Source organism: Pseudoalteromonas sp. G5_S1_54_S4 (assembly GCF_054968565.1).
Genome location: NZ_JBQKUL010000013.1, coordinates 36768 through 60447, shown reverse-complemented (window position 1 = coordinate 60447; position 23680 = coordinate 36768). Strand labels below are relative to the sequence as shown.

Here is a 23680-nt window from a genome sequence, read left to right as displayed (position 1 = left end):
TTATTCGCCCTTCAATAAGTTTGTTAGCTCATTTAAGCCTTGCATATCAAACTCATTACCCGTTAAGTCACCCATTATCTCGGCTAATTCTTGTTCGGTGGTTTTTATTTCACTGGCTACCTGCGAATAAGTAACCGCATATTTATTAGCAAGGGCTTGCACTTGGCCTGTTAGTTGGGTAATTACGGCGCTTGGCATGGCGGCGAGCTTATTACTTAATGGAGTAATCCACTTTAGGTGAAGCAGCTCGTTTACTTGCTCGTCTGATAAACTCTCAATCGTTGTTTTGGTTAAGAGGTGCAGTGCAATAGCGGCTTCTTTAACTGCTTTTTTAAGTGCTTTTTCTTCGTCGATTAGCTCATTAGCCTTGATGATTTTTGCTTCGTAGCTTTCCTGCTCAAATTTAACTTTGCTGTCTTTTTGCTCTTTCAAGAAGGCTTTAGCGGCTTTGCCCACTTCAGCATTAACAAAGCCGTCTTTGCCTTCTTTTACTGTAGTTTGCTCTTTATCTTCTTCACTTAGGGATTCTAAAACTTCTTCAAGTTGGCTTGAGATTTCTGCAAGGCGAGTCTCTTGTTCTGCCAAAGCTTGTAAATCGTCACTTAGGTGCGTTTGTTGTACTAAATCAAACGGCAGTATATGACCTTTCCAAGGCGTATTAGCATCTTGCACCTCAACATCTTTGCCTTTTTGTTTTTTAATAACCATATTAGCCACTACCTGTTTAGCAGCAGCAAAGCCTTCGGTCTGCATCATTTCTAAATCAGCACTAATAGTTTGCCATTGGTTATTTTGGTGTTGATAGGCTAGGTATTTATCAATAAGTTTAATAGGCGCCAAGCGCTTAAAAAGCTCTTCACTGAGTGAAGCCTCTATTTGATTGAGATTAACCGTTTCCCACTTTTTAATAAGTGTGGTGTGTAAATAGTCATCGTAACCATTAAATGCTTGATTATAGGTAGTGATAAATTCACGCACTTGTGGGTGTTCACTAATGGTGGCGTTCACGTTTTCTTTAGCAACAGCAAGTTCGCTATAGGCGGCTGACTTAGGGGTAAACAATGCAGAGTGCAGTTGCGGTAAAGCTTGCCAGTAAGTTTGCAGCTCGGCAATTTCACTATTAGGGATACCACCAAGCATAGTGGCGTGTAGATCCCAACTCTCTGCGGCAGCTGAAGAATCAACGTAACGGGGAATATTTAAGTTGTAGCCATTTTCGCGCAGGGTTTGCTTGCTTACTACTTTTGAAAACTTATCGATACTTTCACGGTTAATAACTGAATCAGTCACTCGTTTTATATCACTTGCTTGTAGCTTGTTGTTTTTACCTTCTTTATAAAAGTGTTTAGAGGCATCAACCACTAGCACATCGGTATTTTGTCGTTTTTGTTTAAGCACAATAATAACGGTTGGAATACCTGTACCAAAAAAGATGTTAGCCGGTAAACCGATAATCGCGTCAATGTGGTTATTTTCGATTAGTTGTTTACGTATTTTGCCTTCTTCGCCACCACGGAATAATACGCCATGTGGTAGCACAATGGTCATTACGCCATCGGGCTTCAAGTGATAAAGGTCGTGCAGTAAAAAAGCAAAATCAGCTTTAGTTTTTGGCGCAAGGCCAAAACGCGAATAGCGAGGGTCGCTGTCTTTAAAGCTAGGGTCCCAGGCTTGTGAGTAAGGCGGGTTTGAAACAACTGCATCTACGTATAATGGTTCGTATGTAGCAAGCGGATCACTTTCATCAAAGTATGGCCAATCGTCTTCTAAGGTATCGCCATTACGGGTAGTAATGTTGTCGGGCAGAATACCGCGCATGATCAGGTTCATACGGGTTAAGTTGTAGGTGCTTTCTTTTAGCTCTTGAGCGTAGTATTTAATATTGTCTTTATTTTTTGCGTATTTAGCAACTGAAGTACCAATATTTATTAGTAATGAACCTGAGCCACTGGTTGGATCGTAAATCTTAATTTTATCTTTATTTTTTAGTTCATGTGCTGTGATTTCTGACATGAGTAGTGACACTTCATGAGGCGTGTAAAACTCACCGGCTTTTTTACCAGCATTGGCGGCAAACTTTTCAATTAAGTATTCGTATATGTAACCCAGTACATCGTAACCAACATTACCGCCCATAGGGATGCTTTTAATTAAGTGTAGTAAATCACTTATCGCTTTAGTACGTTTAGGCGCACTTTCACCTAGCTTGCTTAAACCTGTTTCAAGTGTGGTGAAAATACCTTCAAATAGTTTTTTATGATTAGGGTGAATAAGACGGCTAAAAGCAGAAAGTGCATCACGCACGTTAGACTCATCAAAGTCTGACTTAGGATCAACCCAGGTAGAAAACAAGTTATTGTACGATATAAAGTAGCCTAAGTTGCTTTGCACATATTCTAAGGTGTCAGGGTCGTCTTCGCCAAGGGCTTTAATTTCATCTTCGGTCATGCCTTGCTCTTTAACAAAGCTAACTAATTTATCACTTACGTACTTGTAAAATATAAAACCTAAAATAAAGTCTTTGTAGTCGTTCGCTTCAATTTTCGAACGCATTTGGTTGGCTGATTCCCAAATTTTAGCTGCCAGTTGTTGCTTATTCATAAATAAAACTATTTCCTAATACTTAAGTAAAACGCAAACAGGTAATGTTGCTTACGCTTCGAAAAATTCTTCGTCTATTTTTTTCAGGTGTAATACCTGCTCGTCTCTGCTGCCAATGTTGTAACGCAGCATGAGTTTTGCTAATTTTTTATCATTTATGAGGGCTATACGCATACCTAGGTCTTTAACTGTTTGCATGGCTGATGGGGTAAAGTCTGAGATGGTAATAAATATTCCTTTTTGCGCTTTTTTAAGGTTAAGAGCGCCAAAGAAGTCTCGTATATCAGCTGAGCCAACAGGTTCTCTAATACAGACTGCTTACCACCTGGCTGTGTTTCGGTGTGCACTTCATCTGTTAAGTTAAACTGCTCAGCGAGCTGGTTAATAACATTACGTAATTTAAGTTCATTAACTTGCCCGTTGTTATGAGCTTTATACGCGTTCTGAAGAAAGGGCCGCATAAACTCTTGGTAATTTAGGATCACCCGTTATCCTTTTGTTTTTCTATCCAGGCTTCTATATCTTCACGCTTAAAACGCCATGAGCCACCTACTTTAAAGCCAGGCAGTTTTCCTTCACCCGCTAATCGATAAGCTGTTTTTTCATTAAGCTTTAAATAAACCGCAAGCTCTTGGATTGTTAGTATTTCGTCACTCATTGATTTATCTCTGACTGTGAACAAAAGTAGAGTATGAGAAAATTGCGGAATGGTCAATTTAATACTGTAAAACACTTTTATTAACGCTATTGGCAAGTGCGGTATAAAGGCTCGGGTATTAAGCCCGAGCTTTATGTTATTTTCTTTTATATAGATTGGACTTCCCAGCTTATAAGACAGTTCTGGGTTTAGTTATCTCTTTCCCCTAATCTCTCCATTATCCAATCATCAACCTCTGACTCTAACCAGGCTACAGATTTAGCACCAAGCGATACTTGCTTTGGGAATGTGCCTTCAGAAATAAACTTATAAATACTTGAATGGCCAAGTGATGTTTTTTGAATAACTTCTTTTAATTTGATTAAACGCGTGGAATTTCTCAGGTTCGTTATTAGCACCTAACTTTACAGAGTATATAATTTTAACTGGCAAGTCTCTATACCCAAACCACCTTAAGACCTGAGTCTCAGTTGGAATTAAAAGCGATTTAGCCAAGGCATTGATTGAAAATAATAGTGGTTCTATTGTTAAAATCAATAACGCAGTATCAATCGCTTTGAAACCAACCCTTGGGCGTTTCATAAACGCTGAGCGCTGTATCTTGAGGTGGTTTGGGTATTATTGCGCTATACTGACGCAAATTTTTTCATATAAGACACTATGGCTCTCAAATCTACCATCATGAAGGCGCAGTTATCGCTTAGCGATATGGACCGTCACGTATACCAAGATTTTAATTTAACCTTGGCACAACACCCATCAGAAACAGATCAGCGGTTGATGATCCGCTTACTCGCTTTTGCACTTAATAGCTGTGATGGTTTAGAGTTTACCAAAGGGTTAAGCGCTGATGATGAGCCGGAGCTTTGGCATGTCAATTACAGTGAAGAAATAGAGCTGTGGATTGAGCTGGGGTTACCAGATGAAAAGCGCCTTAAAAAAGCCTGTAATAAAGCTAAAAAAGTAATTTTATATACCTATGGCGAGAATAACCAAGCTATTTGGTGGCAAAAGCATCAGCCTAAATTGTACGAGTTTAAAAACTTAAGCATTTTTAGCCTTGATTATGCTGCTACTCAGTTATTAGCTGCGTTGGTTGATCGTAATATTAAATTGGCTATTACCATTCAAGATGGTGAAGTTTGGGTTAATACCGACACCACTAACATTGAGATAAAACCTCAGCAATTAATGTAACTAGAATAGGTTATACCAATTGCATTAAATTAGTTATCTATTATAGCGACAAGTAAATAAGTCGGTAACAAGGCGAAAATTGTGACATATAGTTGTTCTATATAAATAATTTTTAACGTAGGTAGCGGATTATTTAATACGCTAGAATGATCATGTTTTTAATAAAATTGGTATTAGGGGGCGTATGAAAGTTAAACACGTTATTGTTTTACATGGCTTATATATGTCTGGCTTGGTTATGCGCCCGTTGTGCTCACGCTTGGAGGAGTCGGGGGTGAAAGTTTTAAACCTTACCTACAATACGCGTGACCCTAATCGGGATGCTATTTTTTCGCAAATAGATGAATTTATTGGCAACGAGCCTTCTGCTTTAGTGTGTCACTCTATGGGGGGCTTAGTTGCTCGCGCCTATTTAGAGGCAAACTCAGCGCCAAGTCATCATGTTGAAAAGGTAATCACCTTAGGAACGCCACATACTGGCAGCCATATTGCTGAAAAAATGCAGCAAAAAGGGTTCGAGCTATTATTAAAAAATAGCGTTGAGTTTTTACTCTCTAAGAATGGTGATTGGCCTTTTAAAGCCAAGCTATATAGCATTGCCGGCGACTTACCGATTGGCTTAATGCCACTCATTGTAAAAGGCAGCCGCTCTGATGGCACCGTATTATTAGATGAAACCAAGCTAAAGGGTATGGCCGAACATAAGGTATTTCACTTAAGCCATACCAGTATGATTTACTCACGCCAAGTCGTTAATTATATTCTTGAGCGCTTGAATGAGGACATTTAGTCCTCGGCTGCAGCCGCCACTTTGTAGCTGATCAAAAATATAATACCTAGCACTAAGGGCATTGGTGCAGCAATATAGCCAAGGGCATCAGAGTTTGCAAAACTTGCACCCGCTAAGTGCGCAACTAACCCTAATACAAACCCTAGCAAAGCAATACCAATAACGATGAGTTCAGCTTTATTTTCTTTACGTGTTTTAGCTTCCATAATTTCTCTCCGCATCTAATCAAGTAGCCCCTTAACTCAATAAAGTGATCTCTATCAAGTTGGGTTATAGTGATTATGCGCTTTACTTATGAGCGTTTTTTGACCTACATCAATAAATAAAATAAGTGTGCGCTGCGCCTGTCAAAAGCTTGTTTTAGATCATATTTTGTACTCACAAAATAAACAATTTCGCTGCTCAAGGTAGTATTTTTATAAACACAACCCATATCTATTGAACAGCGTTAGCTAACTTATTTAAAAAGTCGAGCTACGGTGATAGCTTTTAGCTATGACACCAATATGTATAAACGATTTTATTAATACACCATCTTAGGTAATACTGACTGTATTGAGCAAGGTGTAAACAAATTCATAAAACGGTTCTTTAAGGAGCAATGTATGTCGCAAGTAAATGCAATTGGTTTAAACAGTACAAAAAGTGAAGATATTATTAAGTCACTGAATACGCTTTTAAGCAGCTATCAAATTCAATATATGAATGCGCGCGGTTTTCACTGGAATATTAAAGGCCGAAACTTTTTTGAATTACATTTAAAGTTTGAAGAAATTTATAACTTACTACTGTTAAAAGTAGATGAAATCGCAGAACGTATTTTAACGCTTGATGGTGCACCGCTACATGCGTTTTCAGATTACTTAGAAGTAAGTGAAATTAAAGAAGCAAAAGGGATCAGCGACGGCGTAACCGCAGTAGAGAACTTACTTGCCGGATACAGCAGCTTAATTAAAATGCAGCGCGATATTCTTGCACAAGCCGCTGAAGCTGATGATGAAGGTACCGCGTCATTAATGAGTGACTACATTAAAGAGCAAGAAAAACTAGTGTGGATGTTAAAAGCCTACCTAGATTAAGTTATTTTAAAAAATAGAAAGCCTCAGTTATTACTGAGGCTTTTTTGTAACAATCATTTACGGGCTATGACAAAGCGATAAAAAAGGCCATTTCTAGCGCTTTTTCCTCTAAGCTCTTAAAGCGACCCGATGCCCCTCCATGCCCTGCATCCATGTCGGTTTTAAACACTAAAATATTATCATCGGTTTTATATTCACGCATTTTAGCCACCCATTTCATTGGTTCCCAATACTGTACTTGTGAGTCGTGCAAACCGGTTGTCACCAGTATATTGGGGTAGTGTTGCGCACTAATATTGTCGTACGGTGAATACGCTTCAATAATGTCGTAAAAATGGGGGTCATTTGGGTTACCCCATTCATCATACTCATTTGTTGTAAGCGGAATGCTTTCATCTAACATTGTGGTGAGCACATCTAAAAATGGCACATGGCAGCCCACTCCACAGTAAAGCTCAGGCGCTTGATTTACCACAGCTCCAATTAATAACCCCCCAGCACTGCCACCAGAGGCAAACACTTTACTTTTGTTGCCGTATCCTTGCTCTGTGAGCGCTTTGGTTACATCTATAAAGTCATTAAAGCTATTTTGTTTATGCTGTTTTTTACCATGTTCGTACCATGAACGTCCTAGCATTTCGCTTCCACGCACATGCGCAATCGCATAGACAAAACCACGGTCGAGTAAACTCAGTGACGTACTCGAAAAACTAGGATCTATGGTGATCCCATACGCGCCATAACCATATTGAAACAACGGATTTGAGCCATCTTTTTTGAAGCTATCTTTACGATATACCAACGACACGGGTACTTTTACTCCATCACGGGCACTTATCATAAGTCGCTCTGACTGGTAGTCTTCTGCGTTAAAACCACCGAGTACTTTTTGTTGTTTAAGTAAGGTTTTTTCGCCTGTGGTTAAATCAACATTATAGAGCGAGCCTGGCGTTGTTAAGCTTGAATAGTAAATGCGTGCATGGGTTACACTTGGCTCTGGGTTCATCGCAATAGCGGCGTAGTAACAAGGATCATCAAACTCAAGGTTCATTCGCTCGGCGTTTTGATTAACCACAACAAAGCGTGCTTGGCCTTGTTCGCGCTCGCTAAGCACTAAAAAGTCGTTAAATAGTTCAACGCCTTCTAATAATACAGTTTCACGGTGAGGGGTATGTGTTTGCCACTGGTTTTTATCAGCAATGGTGTCGCTTGTTGCGGTCATTAATCTAAAGTTTTTGGCCTGCCAGTTAGTCACTATATAAAAAGTATCACCAAGCTTATCGATATCAAATTCATGCCCCTCTTCGCGCGGCATTAAAGCGGTAAACTCACCTTGCGGTTGATTGGCATCAAGCACCCACATGTCGTTAGTTTCTGTGCTCGCTAAATCAATAATAATTAAGCTTTCATCACGACTTTTACCTAAGCCCATAAAAAAGCTGCTGTCTTGCTCTTCGTATACCAGCACATCTTGGTGTTGCTCAGTCCCTAGTTCATGTCTAAAAACTTGATAACCTAATAAGGTTTTTAAATCCTTTTTTACATAAAATACGGTTTTATTGTCGTTCGCCCAAACCACTTGCCCCTCGGTAATCTCAAGTACATCGTCGAGCATTTTATTGCTGCTTAAATCTTTAAACCGTACTGTGTATATCCGTCTGCCATCGGTATCTTCAGAGTAAGCCATTAATTGCTCGTTGGGGCTCAGCGCCACTTCCCCTAACTCATAAAACTCATAGCCATTGGCAAGTGCATTAACATCAAGTAGTAGCTCTTTATCAGCCATTGCCATACTGCTGCTGCGATAATGACGCGCATATTCATCATCTCCGCGAACCTCTGAGTGATACCAATACTGGCCGTCTTTTACCGGTACAGTGTTATCGTCTTTTACAATACGACCTTTAAGCTCCTCAAATAATGTATTTTGTAGTGGCTTAATGGCAGCTAATTGTGCATCACAATAGGCATTTTCTTGCGCTAAATGTGCGAGTATATCGGCATTTTGTCGCTCATCATCGCGCATCCAATAATAATCATCACTGCGTGTTTTAGCATGAGTAGTCAGCGCATGAGCTTGCTTTTTAGCAACAGGGAAATTAGGTAATAAGCTTAAAGAATAATCAGAAGAAGACACAAAAAAACCGCTTAAAAAATAACAATGGCGATCAGTTTATCATAAAAATAAAAAAGCCCACTCATAGTTGAGTGGGCTAAAGCGGTATAAATTCGATAACTAAAAACTACGAGAATTTTTATTGTTGTCGTTATACCTAAGGGAAGTTGATTTACTGTATTTGCTGCCAAGCCATCGCCCAGCTTTCACCAACGCCTGGCTCAAACATAGCGCTATTCTCATTCACACGGCAAAACTCACTAAATGGCCATGCCTTACACTGGTATATATGCCCTGTTTTTGGCTGTAATACTTTGGTGCCCGCACTGTACATATCGCCATTTTGAGGATAAACCGCGTCGTATCCAAGGCTATTGACTGTGATTAATTTTTTATTTTTTTCAGCGCGATTAAAGTGAACCACCGCGCTACAAATACCACTGCTTTCAAGTGCAAATATTTTGTTATGTCGGTACGCAACCACCAATCCTTGCTCTGTCATTCTGCCAGCGCACACAAGCGGAATATGCATATTAATATGCTCAACCACCAGCAAACTCCAAGCATGCGGTTCGCCCTGCTCTGGAGAGAGTATTTCATAATCAAACGCTAGCTGAGTTAATTCGCCATGCTCATCGTAAAAGCTCACACTAACCGTATCACCAACAAAGAGCTGGCTATACTGATCGAGCCCAAGACAACCAATAGTTAACCATTCTCCACATGTTAATGATGAATGTATAAACACTGCAACACCTTAAAGAGTCAAACGTCGCCCATAACATATGGCTTTCAACAGGCAAACTAGCTCATGAGCTAATATGCGTTAACTAAAGTATTAGGCTAAAAACCATTGTGTAATACCAATACCGACTGATTGTAATTCGCAATGTTGCAATAATCAAACAAAAGAATGTAACCAGAGTTTAAAAACAATACTAAAGTTTGCACTAATGAGCATAAAACAAAAAAGCCAACCGCTTTATAAACGGTTGGCTTTTTTCAGCTACATGATCTGGGTGGTGTTAACTTACGCTCGCTTTTTTACTTGCGAACGGGCGCTTAAATAGCGCGCCTATGTCGGTTAAAATAATATACAAACACGGCACCAAAATAAGGGTGATCAGTGTTGCAAACATAACCGCAAAGCCCAGAGCTACCGCCATAGGTATTACAAATTTGGCTTGTAAACTGGTCTCAAACATAATCGGCAATACCCCTGCAAAGGTCGTAATTGAGGTAAGTAATATGGGCCTAAAGCGTGCACAGCCTGCTTCAATAACCGCATCTTTTATACTGATACCAGCTCGACGCGCCTGATTAATAAAATCAGTCATCACTAAGGAGTCGTTAATAACCACCCCTGCAGCAGCAATTAAACCAAAGCCCGACATTAAGCTAATATCTAAACCAAACCAAAAATGACCCCATATTGCCCCCGTTAAACTAAATGGAATAACCGACATTACAATGAGAGGTTGTGAGTAACTTTTTAACGGCACGGCAAGTAATATATAAACTAAAATCATACCACCAGCAAAAAATAACAATTGCTCATTAGCTTGCGCTTGTTGCTCTTCAATTGCGCCACCTAGTTCTGACTTAACACTTGGGTATTCGTCCAACAGTTGTGGTAGTAAATTTTCTTTTACTTGCTTAACCACTTCGCCTGGCTCAATCACTTCCTCATCAATGTTGCCATACACATAAACAGTGCGATAACCGCCTTCACGACGAATATAACTAATACCAGGGGTTTCAGTTAGCTCAACCACATCTCCTAGCAATACTTCTTTGCCTTGGGGCGTAGTGATAACCGCGTGTTTAAGCGATGAAAACGCTTCGCGAGTAAGCTTAGGGTAACGTACCATCACCCGTACTTCTTCACCGCGACGAATAACACGTTGCGCCTCGCCACCATAAAAACTGGCACCGACTTGATTTGCAATTGAGGCCAAATCTAACCCTAAGTCAAAGGCGACTGGTTTTAAGCTCATTTGTACTTCTTTGCTAGCAGGGTCAATGGTAGAGCTTATATCAAATAAGCCTTCTTGCTGCTGCAATAATCCAATAAAGCGACGCCCTGCTTCATTCAATGTATCGATATCAGAGCCATACAGCAAGTAACCAAACTCACCGTTACCGCCGCCACCTCCACCGCCAACATCATCCTGAATAGTTAACGATTTAACGCCCGCAATATTAGGCATCGCTTCACGCCAGCGGCGCGAAAGCTCAAAGGCATTATAAGGGCGTAAATCTTCATCAACCAATGGCGCTAATAACTGCGCCTCTGTACGACCTTGGTTAAATACCAATACATCGCGAATCATCTTTTGCCCTTCTTCGCGCTCGGTTTGCTTATCTATTTCAAGCACCATGGCTTCGATTTGGCGAATAGCATTAATAGTTTGAATGTCTGATACGTTATCGTTCATCTCAACATTAATTTGCGGGAAGTCATGCGGCACTTTAGGCGATGGGATCATTCTCACCTGGTTTGACGATATTAACGCAAAGGTGAAAATTAGTAGCGCAATAAAACTAAACAGCACCGTCCAACGCCACTTTATACAATTAACAATAAACTGCCTATACGGCCCATTTACAAAGCCAAAAAAGCGCTTATTAAAGCGTGCTCGCCAACCGTCAGGGTTAATAGGAGAAAAGTGAGTATGCGCAATGTGCGCCGGTAATATCAGCTTAGATTCAATCAAGCTAAATATTAAACATAAAATCACCACCACTGAAATACCTATAAAAAAGGAACTTTCAGGGCCGCTTGAAAGCGTAAACGGCGCAAATACCGCAATGGTTGTTAGTACACCAAAGGTGGCAGGGGTTGCCACTCGTTTAGCGCCATTAACCACATTAACAACACCGCCGCCTTTTTTTTCTATTTCGGTGTAGGCACTTTCACCTATGACAATGGCATCGTCCACCACAATCCCCAGCACCATAATAAAGGCAAATAAAGACACAATATTAATTGTGATACCAAATAACGGCATCAGCATCATCGCACCTAAAAAGCACACTGGTAAACCAATCATTACCCACAGTGCGAGCTTAAAACGTAAAAATAACGAAAGCATAATAGCGACTAAAATTGCACCTTGCAGCAAATTAGCTTTCATCATGTCTAAGCGTGCATTTAGATAGTAAGTAAAGTCCATTAGCGGCTCTATACGTACACCCAATGGCAGTTCTTTATTTTTTTGATCAATATACGCTTTAACCGAATCGGCCACCGGAATAATGTTTTGATCTTCGGTGGCTTTTACCGATAAATAAACCGCGTTTTCGCCATTAAATTTAAAGTAACGCTCACCTTCAACGAACTGATCTTTGATTATAGCAATATCTTGTAGCAGCACTTTGGCACCATTGGCGCCAATTTTTACCGGAATTTGCCTAAACTCTTCACCAGAATAAAACTGATTTTCTACCCGAACCGAAATAACACCCGCATCAGTTTTTAATTGTCCGGCTGAAAAGTTAGCCGAATAACGACGTACCGCATTTGCTACATCCGATAAAGTTAAATTATATTGGCGCAGTGTGTCGGGCTCTATTTCTATGGCAATTTCATCCAGTGGCACATCGTTTACCACTAAAGATACATTCGATAACTGCAAGAGTTCATCTTCAACCTGATTTGCGATTGGCTTAAGCTCATTTAGCGGTAGGTCAGCCACGAGCGTCATACCAATTACATCTTGGCGAAACTCTATTTGGCTAATGGTAACCGGCTCCATTCCTGCAGGAAAAGTCGCGATACCATCTACTCGCAGTTTTACCTTATCGAGAACGTCGGTAAGCTCTGCGTCAGTATTAATTTCAAGGCTGGCAGAACCCCCATTACGAAAAGCGCGATATACCCCTTTTTTTATCTCTGTTATATCTTTTAGCGACTCTTCAATTTTTATTAAGATACTTTCTTCAATTTCTTGTGGCGACGCCCCCGGGTAGTTTGCATTTACAGTAATATAGTTAACTTCTATATTAGGGAACATTTGTCGCTGAATGGTAAAGTAGCTTATAAGCCCCATTACAATAATAAAAAACATCATTAAATTGGCAGCAACAGAGTTGTTAGCAAAATAAGCAATTAACCCTGTTTGTTTGGTTGTATTGGGCTGTTCTGTGTTATTCATAACTCACCCTACCTTAAAGTTTTTCAGTGGATGCATTTTCTGCTGCATCTGTATTTTTAGTCTCTGTTAAACCGGCTATTTTTACTGCCATGCCTTTTTGAGGGTATTCCGGTAAGGTGGTAACGAGCTTATCGTTGGCCTGTAAGCCATCGCTAATATAAAAATATTCGCCTTCTTCACGAATCACTTTTACTTTACGCGGCTCTAACTGTTGCTCATCATTAACTATCCACACGGTTTGGTTATTTACTAACTCTTGCGGTAAACGATAAATATTATTGAGCATAGTGCCGGCAAAGTTTACTTGTACATAAGTGCCAAATTTAATTGCAGGCTGCTGATTAGTCAGTCCGTAAGGATCTTCAATTCTTACCACTAAACTGCTCATGCGAGTCGCGTTATCAACAATCCCTAAATCGCGGTCTATTACTGCTTGGCGAGTAAACCCATTGAATCCTGTTTTAATAACGGTTGCCGTTACCCCTTTAACGCGCTCAGGTAAAAACACACTGTCAAAACCTGCAATCGGAATAATCACTTCAGCGGTTTCAATATTATTCAGCTCGGCAACTTGAGCGCCCATACTAACAAACTGGCCAACCCCCACATTCCGACTAACAACTAATGCATCGTAAGGTGCGGTGATTTCACAATTGTCTAAATCGCGTTGGGCTCTTTTTAATGCTGCTTGCGCCGACTTAACTGATGCTTGCGCACTCAGCACTTGTGGTTTGCGTAAAAATAAATCTGTACGTGCTTTATTTGGGAAACGTTTTGCTTCGTCTTCTGCGACTTTGGCTTGCGCTTGCTCTTCAATTAACATCGCTTGAGCGCGGGCAAGTTCAGCTTCAGCTTGCAATACCGCAGCCTCGTAGTTATCTTTTTCAATAGTAAATAAGGTTTCGCCGCGACCCACAACACCACCCGCCACAAAGCTTGGATGCCAGCTGACTACTTCACCTGACACTTGCGCTGAAAGTTGGGTATTTTCTAGTGGCTGCACTTCACCATAACTATTAATGATAACTTGATGATCGTTAGCGGAAACGGCTTCAACTTGCACCGTTGGTCGAGTGTCTATGACTTCTTTTTTGTCTGACTCTTTTGCAATCGCATTAATTGCAACAAAACCAGCAACACCTAATGCCAGTGCTACAAATGGAAAAGCCCATCTAAGTACATTACCTTGCATCTGTTTATTTCTCCCAAATTACTATTAGCACTATGATACCAAAGCTTAATGAAACATTAACGTGACATTTGTAAGCAACTGTTACAAAAAGGTATAAATAAGGTCTTCTTCAGCAAATAAAAGGTAAGTCAAAAGCACTGTTAAGCCGCTTTATAAATGTATTGTTACAATCTTTTACCATTATAAATCATAAAGCTAATCACTTTAGGTTAGTATTTATTAATCATACTGTGCGAAAAAGCATGACACACCGTACAGTAAAATTACATTAACAACTAAAAAAGACTAAACGATGAAATTAACCACACTTACCTTGGCGCTGAGTATAGCGCTTAGTGGCAGCTATGCTGTTGCAGCAGAAAAAAAAGAAGAAAAGAAACCACAAACATTAACTGAAATGATTAAAGGGCAAATCGAATTTGCGGGTATTTTTAATCTTTACCAAGATGAAAAAACCGGCGATCACTTAATGGTGATAAACGAATCACAGCTCGATACGCCTTTTGTTTATTTTGCACATACCATTGATGGTGCGACTGATGCGGGTCATTTTCGTGGGTCGTATCGTGAAACAAAGCTGATTGAATTTAGAAAATACTTTGATCGTATTGATATTATTAGTAAAACCCCTCGCTACTTATTTAACGAAAATAGCGCACTTGCCAAAGCCAGTGAAGCTAATATCAGCGAAGCCGTGCTTGCAAGTATAAAAATAGAAAAACAAGAAGAAGGTAAAATAGCCTTTAATGTAAATAAGCTTTTTTTAAGTGAAGCGCTACATAAAGTATCTCCTACGCCTAACCCGAACGATAAAAATGCTAAAAAGCGTTTTAAAGTAGGTAAATTAGACGATAAAAAATCACGCATCATCAAACAGCGCCCATACCCTAACAACCTAGATGTGGTTGTTGATTATGTTTTTACCAATAGCAGCCCAACCGTTCGAGGTTCAGGTGCTGTAAGCGACCCCCGAAGTGTGTCGGTAAAAGTACAACATTCATTTGTGGCTTTACCAGAAAACAATTACCAACCTCGCTTTGATGATGCACGTATTGGTTATTTCACCAATCAGTTTGATAAAATGACGTCAACCGACTGGGCGCCATACCAAGATGTCATTAAGCGCTGGGATTTACAAAAGAAAGATCCAAACGCTGCACTTTCAGAACCAGTAAAACCGATTACCTGGTGGATAGAAAACACCACACCGGTTGAATGGCGTGACACCGTGCGTGATGCCGTACTTGCTTGGAACACCTCATTTGAAAAAGCAGGCTTTAAAAATGCACTTGAAGTGAAAATACAACCTGACGATGCCGATTGGGATGCCGGCGATATTAACTATAACGTACTACGCTGGACTTCATCACCCAAACCACCGTTTGGTGGGTATGGGCCAGCATTAGCGAACCCGTTAACCGGTGAAATTTTAGGCTCAGACATTATGCTTGAGTTTGTATTTATGAAAAACCGCTGGATATACGACACACTGTATACTCAAGGCACGATGAGCCATACACAGCCAACCAACTATTCAGAACTCAATTGCTCTTTAGGTCATGAATTACAGCAAAGCCTAATAATGGCCAAGGGCTTAGCAAATGGCGCTGATATTGAAGATACCCAAATGTTACGCCAAGGCTTAACTCAGCTGGTTTTACATGAAGTAGGGCATACTCTAGGTCTTAATCACAACATGAAGTCTTCTATTTTGTGGGATGAGAAAGAAGTTCACGACAAAAGTAAAACCCAAGGCATAGTTACCGGCTCGGTAATGGACTATGCGCCAGCAAATATAGCGCCAACGGGTGTGACTCAAGGCGATATTTTCCAAACTAAACCAGGTCCATACGATGATTGGGCAATAAATTACGGCTACAGCGCAGCGCTTAAAGATGAAGCTGCAGAGCAAGCTCGCCTTGATAAAATACTCGCTCGCTCAAGCGAACATGCGCTTTCCTTTGGTAACGATGCCGACGACATGCGTGCCCCTGGCCGCCACATAGACCCTCGCGTGATGATAGGTGACTTGTCGTCTAACCCTGCAGCTTACGGCGCAGATAGAATGGCACTGATCAATACACTCTTTGCAGAACTTAAAGACAAAGCTACAGTAAAAGGTGAGTCTTACCAACAGCTTGTTACTTCAGCTAACAGCCTATTTGGCCAGTATCGTGCACAAGCAGGCGTGGTATCTCGTCAAATTGGTGGCGTGTATGTAGAGCGTGCCGTCGTGGGCGATGAAAATGCAGCAAAGCCTTTTACACCGGTACCACTTGAGCGTCAAACCCAAGCAATGGCTATTTTAGCTGAGTATGTGTTTGCTCCAAATGTACTGCAAAGCATGCAGCCATTGTATAACTTTATGCAGCAGCAGCGTCGTGGGTTTAATCATTACGGTAAAAACGAAGACCCTAAACCGCATAAAATGATTTTAGGTATGCAAAAGAGTGTACTAGCGCAACTACTACATCCTGCTGTGTTACTGCGTATTTCAGATACTGCTTTATATGGTAATGAATACAGCCTTACGCAATTTATGGAGGATTTAACTGCAAGTATCTTTGTTGATAGTAAAACCGCTAATTCAGTCAGTCATAATTTACAGATTGAATATGTTAATCAGTTAATTGCGATTGCAGGCCTAGAAAAAGCAAGTAAATACGATAACTTAGCGAAAACAGCCGCGCTATATCAGCTAACTCAAATAGCCGATAAAAAGGTTGCATGGGGCGCTGATACCGCAACCAAAGCACATAAAAAATATATCGACCGCTTAATTAGCAAAGCGCTAGAAGCATAAATAACACTGAGTAAACCAAGGCCACGTCATACGTGGCCTTTTTTACACTAACTCAAAGGTAAATAGTGCCTTTAAGGTACCTTACGGCATGACCCGTTAATGTCACTGTTGTATTGCCCACTTCACAGTGTAGCTTCCCACCTCGTTGTGAGGCTTGATAAGCACTGAGAGAATTTTTTCCAAACTGCCCTGCCCAATAAGGGGCAAGCCCAGTATGAATTGAGCCGGTTACAAAGTCTTCATCACCCCCACTGGCAGGCCAAAAATAACGAGAAATAAAGTCATACTCAACACTCGGTGCTGTTGCAACCACATCTAATGGGGCTAATTTTTTTAGTTGTTCATTGGTTGTTTTCAGATCTACAACCTGCTGCTCATTATCATAAATAGCAAAATAAGCTTGGCGGTTTTTCAGCACTTTAACAGGTTGTATAGACAGGCCAGCTAATAGAGCATCAGGGATGAGCTGAACCTCTTCAGGGGCTTGTTTAGGAAAGGTCATAGCAAAGCTGCCATCGTTATTTTTATTAACAATCAGTTTGCCCACCGCCTCTGCGCTAAAGCACACCTGCGATATACTATGTTGCTCACAAAGCACATAGGCCGCCGCTAAAGTAGCATGGCCGCAAAAATCAATCTCCATTAATGGCGAAAACCAACGTATCGAAAAGCTTCCATCTGCCGACTGACAAGTAAAAGCGGTTTCAGACACATTGTTTTCCGAAGCTATATTCAGCATAAGATCATCACTAAGCCAAGACTCCAATGGGATCACGGCAGCATAATTACCTTTAAACAGTTCACTGCTGAACGCATCGATTTGATGGATAGTTAATTTCATAGTGGGCACTTTTTATTTATTGGTCACTCAAAGTGCCACAAATGAAATTAACGGTCACTATAATTTTATGCCAACACAGGACGTACGCGATAATACTGCATACACGCAAATTGCAGCGCATTAGTTAGCAATATCATAATAAACATTAATATATGCGAAGTACTTTGCACTGGCATGGCTAGCTCTGCAAACAAACCACAGATACCTGCTATAAATTGCAAACTAAAATAGCGCGCACTCAGGTTACTAATATTCCCTGTTCGCAGTGTTTTATAGGTTTGTGGCATAACCCGAACCGAACTCATAATTAAGCCCACATAAGTTAAGCCGTTTAGCACAGAGGCAGTATCTAGGTTAGGGTTTAACAGCAACAAAAAAGGTAATAACGAAAAGCTAAGCATGCCAAGTAACTGCAGCTTCTGACGTTTAGCGGCATTATAACGGGCAAAAAAGTATAAAATTAAACCACTCAACAATCCTGTCGCAAAAAACGGCAAGGCAATATAAAAGCGAGCAAAATAAAGATTGTAGCTAATAAAGTACACACTTTGCGCTAAACCAAATGTCATCATTAGCAGTGATACACCCGATACACTGCGGTTTTTAATAATTTTATTAAGTAGCGGTAAAAAACTAAAAACCAAAATAAACACTGACAAAATAGGCAAATAATACGCCAAAGCAAACCTCGCTCGTTACATTGTTGTTAATAAAAAGGAAGAAATAAAACATTTTTTAAACATCTGTTTTTAAAGGCTTTATTTGTGTGCGCGCATTGTAGGGCTGGCTAGGTTTTATACAAGCTTAACGCTTACTTTAGTTTTTAGTGATGGCAACTTGAGTATACAAAAACCGTTACTAAAACTTCACAGCACGCCACTTCAACTAATTGCAATACAAATGATAACTGTTATCATGCGCATACGTGTAATTTAATATACAAGCTAAAATAATGAGAAAAACACTGTTTAAAATTCATAGTTGGTTGGCGCTAATTGCCATTATTCCGTTAATTGTTATTAGCATTACTGGCAGTGTTTTAGTGTTTAAAAGTGAAATAGACGGCTTACTGATGCCTGACAAACACTTTGTGGTACAGCAGCAAGCTGCTCGCTTACCTATGGACTCATTAATAGATAAAGCCGAAGCAGCCTTTCCTGAGTATGTAGTAGGAAGCTGGGAGCTTTTTAATAACACCACCGCCGACCGGCTTTATTTGGTTAAGCTTGGCACTGACGATTGGTATAAGTTGCATTTAGACCAATACACAGGAGAAGTTTTATCAGAACCCGTAAGCACAACTCATTATTTTACCGACTGGTTTTTAGAGCTCCATTACACCTTTTTACTTAACGACTTAAAAAGTTTACCAGGGCAAACAGGCACCGTATTAGGGTTCTTTTTTGCTTTATTTTTATTAACTTTAGGTATTACTGGCTTAATTATTTACCGCAAATTTTGGCAGCGACTATTTAGCGTACGCTGGCGCGCAACGTTACAAATAGTACTCAGTGACATTCATAAGATGACCGGTGTTTTAGGCTCACCTATTCTTATCGTTTTAGCGATTACAGGTGGTTATTTTAATGGTGCAGTGTGGTATCACGAAGTAATAGAACACGCAGAAGAAGAGCACCACACTATTACAAATAAATTATATAGTGACGACATCTCTTTTGAGCGGATTCTTAATGATAGCAAGCTGCAAATACCCACTTTTAATACAACTTTTTTAGTTTTTCCACGAGAGCCCGATGAAAATATCACTCTTTATGGCGAAGTAAATACCAGTAACCCACTTACCAGTGAATATGCCAATACCATAACCTATAATAAGCAAACAGGTGAACACATCGCTAACTGGGATATTCGAGAAGCTGGTGCTGGTTGGCAAGTAATAGACAGTTTTAGAAAACTACACTTTGGTTATTTTGCTGGGCTTATCAGTAAAATACTATGGTGTATTGTTGGCCTTAGCCCTGTATGGCTCGCTGGTACAGGCTTTTATTTATGGCTCACACGCCGTAAACGTAAAAAGCAATCACACAAAAATCGCTTAACTCAACGACGAAGCGCGAATGCTTGATAAAACAATCACTCCCTTGTAAAGTGAAACCAACGAGGGAGTGAGTTAATGAATATGTTCAAGGTAATAATAAGTTTAACTTTTTTATTTGTTGTGGGGTGCAGCAGCAAAATCAATACGCAAACTCAGCGCGTACAATTAAGTTCATTAATTAATCACACATTATTTGTACAACAAACCACACCTTCTGAAAAGGTTATATTTGAACTTCCCGAGGCAGAAAAAGCACGCTTTTTAGCCTTCGTAACAAAACAACAAACAGCTAATATTCGTAGTGACCGTATTATTTATAACTACCTTGAAAATCAGCTCTCTAATTTTAAGTATCATGGCGATACGCTTACATCATCTCAATCTCTCAACCTTGCACAAGGTAACTGTATCAGCCTTGCTGTTCTTACCCAAAGTTATGCACAAACATTAGGGCTTAAAACCAGCTTTCAAGAAATGACTAGCGAGCCAGTTTATGCACAGGAAGATAACTTGGTTTATGTAGCAAACCATTTTAGAACTAAAGTTTATGCCCCAGAAGAGGAACTGCCTGAAAAAGAAGAAAATGTGATCACTTTTTTTCGCCCAGGAACCTTAATAGACTACTTCCCAACCAGAGGTAGTGTGTATTCTGATAGTGCTAATTATAATGATTTAATCTCTAAATTTTATAGTAACTTAGCTGCTGACGCGCTTTTAGATAAGCAGCTTGATCAAGCGTACTCTCTTATTTTACAAGCAAATAAATACACCCCTTATGATCCTGAACTATTTAATATGGCTGGAATTTTACATCGACGAGCTGGCGATTTAAAAAGTGCACAGCTTATTTACCAAACTGCTTTAGATAATAAGCTGATAAATATAAATTTACTTAGTAATTATCAAGTTTTAGCCAAACAAATTGGTGATCAGCAACTTGTTGAACAATTAGCAAGCCGACTTGCTGAAGTAGAAAAAGATCCTTATGAACTTTTAGTTATTGCAAAAAATGACCTAGAAACAGGACGAATTAATACCGCTACAGAGCATATTGAACAAGCCATAACAAAAGCGCCGTATATTGCAGAACTTTATTTAGAGCTTGCTAAAATTCGCTATCAACAAGGAAAAAATCACCAAACACAAAAATTACTTGAGAAAGCGATAGAGCTCGAAAAAGACAAGCAAAAGTTAAATGTATATCAAGCTAAGTTACTGTCCTTAAAAGCGAGTAAGTAACTTAGCTAAATAGGCTTTTACAATGAATAGTAAAAGCTTAACCACGCGCGCATTTCATCTTCAAAGCTGTCACCTTCTACTCGCGACAACCCCATATCAAAGGTTAAGTCATTAACGCCCGCAGGCCCCATACCAAAGCTAAAGTCACCTTGGTACTTTAAGCCGTAACTTTGTGCATAAACGTTGCTATCTAATTGATGTTGCTTGTAATAAAGCCAAGGCATGCCTTCTTTAAAGCTAATACCACCGCCATAACCTTGATAACGCTCTGCAGTTGCACTGTAAAAAGGCAGTTCAGCAGCAAGCACAAATTCACTACTTTGCTGTTGATTAATTAAATTAGAACTGAATCCACCTAATGTCAGGCTACTGTCATCTCTTTGCTTTTGCTCAAAGTTAACAAAAAGTGGTATATCAAACGCTTTACCAAATATTTTTGCTGCCAAGTCATAACCTTGCCAATGACTACTGTGATTCTGCCCATCATAAATGCTGGCATAAATACTCTGCCCAATAGCAAATGCTTGGCGGTCATGTTGCCAGCTTTGAGCAATACTCAACCGTGTCCAATTTTTATGGCTATTTTTATAATCTGTATAGTTATAGGCCAATTCTGGGGTTAACTGAAGCTGGCCAAATTTCAATGGATGGTTTATTGAAGCAAAACCACCTCGGGCATCAATATCAGCGTTTAAGCTAGGTTGATATTGATGTGATGTATCCAAATTATAATCAAATAGCGCAAGCTTAAACTTTGTATTTAACGCATTGTATTTTGCTTGTATAAAGCCGCCATGTAATGCACCGTCATGCAAATCAATGTTATAACCCGCTTGTAAATCAAGTTGTTTTAATAAGTCGCTACTTTTTATACCTACACTTAGCAAACTGGTTGACGCTGAATAATACTGTGATCCCAAGGCAAACGTCGCTCGCTGCTCAAGTACTGCGTAATCGCTTTGTTCTGCTATCTCATCGGTATATATTTTTGCCGGTGGCAAGGTATGCTTATTTACCATCAACAATGGAGCCTCACTGTTTACAGCGAGATCAGTTACGACTGTACGGCTTTTTATTGTTAGCGTTTTTACATCAGGGCCATCGGCATTAATGGAGAAGTAAAGTAGTGAGCCATCTTCAGCCTCAATCGGGTATGCGAGCGCTTCTTGCCCGTTAGTTAAGCGGGTGAGGGTGTTATTTTTTATATGATAATTATAAATATCAGTCTTATTATTTAGGCCAGCAACAAAATAGATAGACTCCCCGTTTTGACTAAAGCTCGGTTGGCTTAAGTATTGATACCCGTTAGGCATTGGGACTGACTCTCTAGTGTCACCGCCCACACCTTGTATGTACAATTGCCAATTTTCGTTTAATGACGCTGATAAATAAGCTAATTTTGTTTCATCGGGGCTAAGCGTCGGGTAATCATACGTGGTTTTTAAGCTCTTGCTGAAAAGCGGCGTTATAGTTTGCGTATTAAGATCGACTTTTACTAATTCAGAATACCCAGCTCTTATTTGCTCACCGTAAAGTGTTTCACCATCACGGGTAACACTAAAACGGCGAATACCGGCCAGCTCTGTAAGTTGCTCTATGTTGCCAGTGTCGGTGTTGTAGCTAAAAATGTCAGACACTTTGTTATAAATACCCGATCCTTCACTACTGTAGGCATTAAAATAAAGTGTGTTGTTATTTACCCATTGCGGGTTAGCAATACCTGCGCGATTAATTTGATTTAGTACTTGTTTTTGTTCGCGCTTAAACACGATTGGCGGGGTATCAGGAACATCTTGCTTATCGTTCTCTAGGAGCTCCTTTTGCACCTTAGTAAACTTATCTCGTGCTTTGGTGTTGTCTTCTGTACTGTAAATTATTAGTTTTGTTTTACTCTTTTCATCACGTTCAACTATCGCAATTTTGCTACCATCATTTGAAAGAGCTGGATTGCTAGCGTATAAATCAAGTTCTAACCAAAGCTTGCTATTAAGTGGTGATTCGGTTTGCTCTTGTTGCATCGCTTTATAGGTATACTCTGCAATAAATCGACGATATAACCTTGCAGCGCTTTGCCCAAATACACCAGAAAATGCGTCGTCAAAATCTCGAGACTTAACCGCCCGCATACGAACCCATACATTATCGAGTAGCTGCTCTGAGTAATTTTGCTCTAGCCAATATAAAAAACGACTTCCCATTAAATATGCCATAGAGCCCGCCATAAAGCCCTCATCGCTATTTAGTTGCCCATAGGTGGGAAGCGCTCCCTGCTGAGCAAACTCTCTAAGTATTGCCTCAGCATAGTTATCAAATAAGCGCCCTCGACCTGTCATTTTTGATTCGATTAAAGTGGCGTACCCTTCGGCTACCCAGCGCGGTGTATCACCATAGGTTAAATCGTATATATCCCATACACCGCGAATCTTTTGCTGCCAGTCGTTACGGGTTGGCTGCGCTAAATGAACTAAATGAATATATTCGTGCAGCACCAACAATTGCTGCCAACCCGATGAATTTGATATCACGGTATCCGACTGCGGTGGCGTAGTAAAAAGCGCCATAACAGGATTATTAGAGGTTGGTAAGGCAAAGCCATTCGCTGCATTTAGAGGGTCAAACACCACCACATCGACGATTTTATCAAGCGCACGGTTTTGTTGCTCAAGCACTTTAGTGCGAACAATTTCCAGCTCCACAGCAGTCGATTTAGCAAAATCAGTATGCTCACTACTAAAGTGAACATTAAAATGCTCGGTATGAATGGTTTGCCAATCAGCAGCAAAGCTAGGTGCAGCCAATAATAAGGCTGATGCAATGAGTGACTTTTTCACAATAATCCCTTAAATAGTACATTTGATAATGCTTAGAGTATTATCAAATGGAAAAAACGGGCAGTAAAAAAGTGTAATAAAGCATGTGCAAATGTGTATTTACACCCGCTTTATTAT

General features: G+C 40.1%; 18 protein-coding genes and 2 pseudogenes. 6 read left to right on the top strand and 14 right to left on the bottom strand.

The window, feature by feature from the left end; translation table 11 throughout:
• The 6 genes and pseudogenes from ACTRWE_RS07355 to ACTRWE_RS07330 all read right to left on the bottom strand — a co-directional run bounded on the left by ACTRWE_RS07355 (position 1) and on the right by ACTRWE_RS07330 (position 3657).
• On the bottom strand, positions 1 to 2601 hold the full coding sequence (locus ACTRWE_RS07355) for a type I restriction-modification system subunit M (RefSeq protein WP_290156360.1): 2601 nt from the start codon (positions 2599 to 2601) through the stop codon (positions 1 to 3).
• Positions 2602 to 2652: 51 nt separating this feature from the next.
• Positions 2653 to 2775: a hypothetical protein gene (locus ACTRWE_RS07350; RefSeq protein WP_268746941.1), complete on the bottom strand. Its 123-nt coding sequence runs from the start codon at positions 2773 to 2775 to the stop codon at positions 2653 to 2655.
• A gap of 15 nt (positions 2776 to 2790) precedes the next feature.
• Positions 2791 to 2883, bottom strand: a pseudogene (locus tag ACTRWE_RS07345) (restriction endonuclease); the annotation flags it as partial.
• Positions 2884 to 2948: 65 nt separating this feature from the next.
• Positions 2949 to 3062, bottom strand: a pseudogene (locus tag ACTRWE_RS07340) (restriction endonuclease); the annotation flags it as partial.
• Between the two features lie 20 nt (positions 3063 to 3082).
• A complete protein-coding gene (mads1, locus tag ACTRWE_RS07335; protein WP_033103556.1) occupies positions 3083 to 3259 on the bottom strand; it encodes a methylation-associated defense system helix-turn-helix domain-containing protein MAD1 in 177 nt (58 codons plus the stop codon).
• 188 nt (positions 3260 to 3447) lie between these two features.
• Entirely contained in the window at positions 3448 to 3657 is a 210-nt protein-coding gene (locus ACTRWE_RS07330) for an AlpA family transcriptional regulator (protein ID WP_235420485.1), read from the bottom strand.
• Between the two features lie 262 nt (positions 3658 to 3919).
• Here ACTRWE_RS07330 and ACTRWE_RS07325 point away from each other — a divergent pair, with 262 nt between their 5' ends.
• Both ACTRWE_RS07325 and ACTRWE_RS07320 read left to right on the top strand, forming a co-directional pair.
• The gene (locus tag ACTRWE_RS07325) at positions 3920 to 4456 is read left to right on the top strand and encodes a YaeQ family protein (protein ID WP_033103558.1); all 537 of its coding nucleotides are present in this window, start codon (positions 3920 to 3922) and stop codon (positions 4454 to 4456) included.
• 184 nt (positions 4457 to 4640) lie between these two features.
• Complete coding sequence (locus ACTRWE_RS07320; protein ID WP_028834704.1) at positions 4641 to 5246, top strand: PGAP1-like alpha/beta domain-containing protein; 606 nt, start codon at positions 4641 to 4643, stop codon at positions 5244 to 5246.
• Here the strand turns inward: ACTRWE_RS07320 and ACTRWE_RS07315 are convergent.
• Complete coding sequence (locus ACTRWE_RS07315; protein ID WP_033103559.1) at positions 5243 to 5452, bottom strand: hypothetical protein; 210 nt, start codon at positions 5450 to 5452, stop codon at positions 5243 to 5245. The genes ACTRWE_RS07320 and ACTRWE_RS07315 overlap by 4 nt on opposite strands.
• 399 nt (positions 5453 to 5851) lie before the next feature.
• Between ACTRWE_RS07315 and ACTRWE_RS07310 the strand changes: the two genes are divergently transcribed.
• Complete coding sequence (locus ACTRWE_RS07310) at positions 5852 to 6325, top strand: Dps family protein (protein ID WP_008112861.1); 474 nt, start codon at positions 5852 to 5854, stop codon at positions 6323 to 6325.
• Between the two features lie 64 nt (positions 6326 to 6389).
• Here ACTRWE_RS07310 and ACTRWE_RS07305 read toward each other — a convergent pair whose 3' ends face one another.
• The 4 genes from ACTRWE_RS07305 to ACTRWE_RS07290 form a co-directional block, all read right to left on the bottom strand.
• Positions 6390 to 8462 carry a S9 family peptidase gene (locus ACTRWE_RS07305; RefSeq protein ID WP_462879747.1) on the bottom strand — a complete coding sequence of 691 codons (2073 nt, stop codon included), beginning with the start codon at positions 8460 to 8462 and terminating at the stop codon, positions 6390 to 6392.
• 151 nt (positions 8463 to 8613) lie between these two features.
• Complete coding sequence (locus ACTRWE_RS07300; protein ID WP_013466224.1) at positions 8614 to 9189, bottom strand: hypothetical protein; 576 nt, start codon at positions 9187 to 9189, stop codon at positions 8614 to 8616.
• 277 nt (positions 9190 to 9466) lie between these two features.
• A complete protein-coding gene (locus ACTRWE_RS07295; protein ID WP_013466226.1) occupies positions 9467 to 12598 on the bottom strand; it encodes an efflux RND transporter permease subunit in 3132 nt (1043 codons plus the stop codon).
• A 13-nt stretch (positions 12599 to 12611) separates the two neighbouring features.
• Positions 12612 to 13790: an efflux RND transporter periplasmic adaptor subunit gene (locus tag ACTRWE_RS07290; protein WP_028834707.1), complete on the bottom strand. Its 1179-nt coding sequence runs from the start codon at positions 13788 to 13790 to the stop codon at positions 12612 to 12614.
• Between the two features lie 292 nt (positions 13791 to 14082).
• Between ACTRWE_RS07290 and ACTRWE_RS07285 the strand changes: the two genes are divergently transcribed.
• Entirely contained in the window at positions 14083 to 16593 is a 2511-nt protein-coding gene (locus ACTRWE_RS07285; RefSeq protein WP_462879746.1) for a zinc-dependent metalloprotease, read from the top strand.
• Positions 16594 to 16645: 52 nt separating this feature from the next.
• Here ACTRWE_RS07285 and ACTRWE_RS07280 read toward each other — a convergent pair whose 3' ends face one another.
• Both ACTRWE_RS07280 and ACTRWE_RS07275 read right to left on the bottom strand, forming a co-directional pair.
• A complete protein-coding gene (locus ACTRWE_RS07280) occupies positions 16646 to 17434 on the bottom strand; it encodes a PhzF family phenazine biosynthesis protein (protein ID WP_033103562.1) in 789 nt (262 codons plus the stop codon).
• A gap of 65 nt (positions 17435 to 17499) precedes the next feature.
• Complete coding sequence (locus ACTRWE_RS07275) at positions 17500 to 18114, bottom strand: PQ-loop domain-containing transporter (RefSeq protein WP_016899022.1); 615 nt, start codon at positions 18112 to 18114, stop codon at positions 17500 to 17502.
• Between the two features lie 272 nt (positions 18115 to 18386).
• On the opposite strand from ACTRWE_RS07275, the gene ACTRWE_RS07270 reads away from it, so the two are divergent.
• Together ACTRWE_RS07270 and ACTRWE_RS07265 are read left to right on the top strand one after the other, a co-directional pair.
• Positions 18387 to 19520 carry a PepSY-associated TM helix domain-containing protein gene (locus ACTRWE_RS07270; protein WP_033103563.1) on the top strand — a complete coding sequence of 378 codons (1134 nt, stop codon included), beginning with the start codon at positions 18387 to 18389 and terminating at the stop codon, positions 19518 to 19520.
• 48 nt (positions 19521 to 19568) lie between these two features.
• Positions 19569 to 20732, top strand: a complete 1164-nt coding sequence (locus ACTRWE_RS07265; RefSeq protein ID WP_368485160.1) for a tetratricopeptide repeat protein — start codon at positions 19569 to 19571, stop codon at positions 20730 to 20732.
• Positions 20733 to 20749: 17 nt separating this feature from the next.
• On the opposite strand, the gene ACTRWE_RS07260 is transcribed toward ACTRWE_RS07265, so the two are convergent.
• The gene (locus ACTRWE_RS07260) at positions 20750 to 23563 is read right to left on the bottom strand and encodes a TolB family protein (protein WP_013466232.1); all 2814 of its coding nucleotides are present in this window, start codon (positions 23561 to 23563) and stop codon (positions 20750 to 20752) included.
• Positions 23564 to 23680 lie beyond the last annotated feature (117 nt).

What these genes read in the sequence shown, in the direction of transcription:
- ACTRWE_RS07355 (WP_290156360.1), bottom strand. Translation starts at nt 2,601, where the DNA reads ATGAATAAGCAACAACTGGCAGCTAAAATTTGGGAATCAGCCAACCAA.
- ACTRWE_RS07350 (WP_268746941.1), bottom strand. Translation starts at nt 2,775, where the DNA reads ATGCGTATAGCCCTCATAAATGATAAAAAATTAGCAAAACTCATGCTG.
- mads1 (WP_033103556.1), bottom strand. Translation starts at nt 3,259, where the DNA reads ATGAGTGACGAAATACTAACAATCCAAGAGCTTGCGGTTTATTTAAAG.
- ACTRWE_RS07325 (WP_033103558.1), top strand. Translation starts at nt 3,920, where the DNA reads ATGGCTCTCAAATCTACCATCATGAAGGCGCAGTTATCGCTTAGCGAT.
- ACTRWE_RS07320 (WP_028834704.1), top strand. Translation starts at nt 4,641, where the DNA reads ATGAAAGTTAAACACGTTATTGTTTTACATGGCTTATATATGTCTGGC.
- ACTRWE_RS07315 (WP_033103559.1), bottom strand. Translation starts at nt 5,452, where the DNA reads ATGGAAGCTAAAACACGTAAAGAAAATAAAGCTGAACTCATCGTTATT.
- ACTRWE_RS07310 (WP_008112861.1), top strand. Translation starts at nt 5,852, where the DNA reads ATGTCGCAAGTAAATGCAATTGGTTTAAACAGTACAAAAAGTGAAGAT.
- ACTRWE_RS07295 (WP_013466226.1), bottom strand. Translation starts at nt 12,598, where the DNA reads ATGAATAACACAGAACAGCCCAATACAACCAAACAAACAGGGTTAATT.
- ACTRWE_RS07290 (WP_028834707.1), bottom strand. Translation starts at nt 13,790, where the DNA reads ATGCAAGGTAATGTACTTAGATGGGCTTTTCCATTTGTAGCACTGGCA.
- ACTRWE_RS07285 (WP_462879746.1), top strand. Translation starts at nt 14,083, where the DNA reads ATGAAATTAACCACACTTACCTTGGCGCTGAGTATAGCGCTTAGTGGC.
- ACTRWE_RS07280 (WP_033103562.1), bottom strand. Translation starts at nt 17,434, where the DNA reads ATGAAATTAACTATCCATCAAATCGATGCGTTCAGCAGTGAACTGTTT.
- ACTRWE_RS07270 (WP_033103563.1), top strand. Translation starts at nt 18,387, where the DNA reads ATGAGAAAAACACTGTTTAAAATTCATAGTTGGTTGGCGCTAATTGCC.
- ACTRWE_RS07265 (WP_368485160.1), top strand. Translation starts at nt 19,569, where the DNA reads ATGAATATGTTCAAGGTAATAATAAGTTTAACTTTTTTATTTGTTGTG.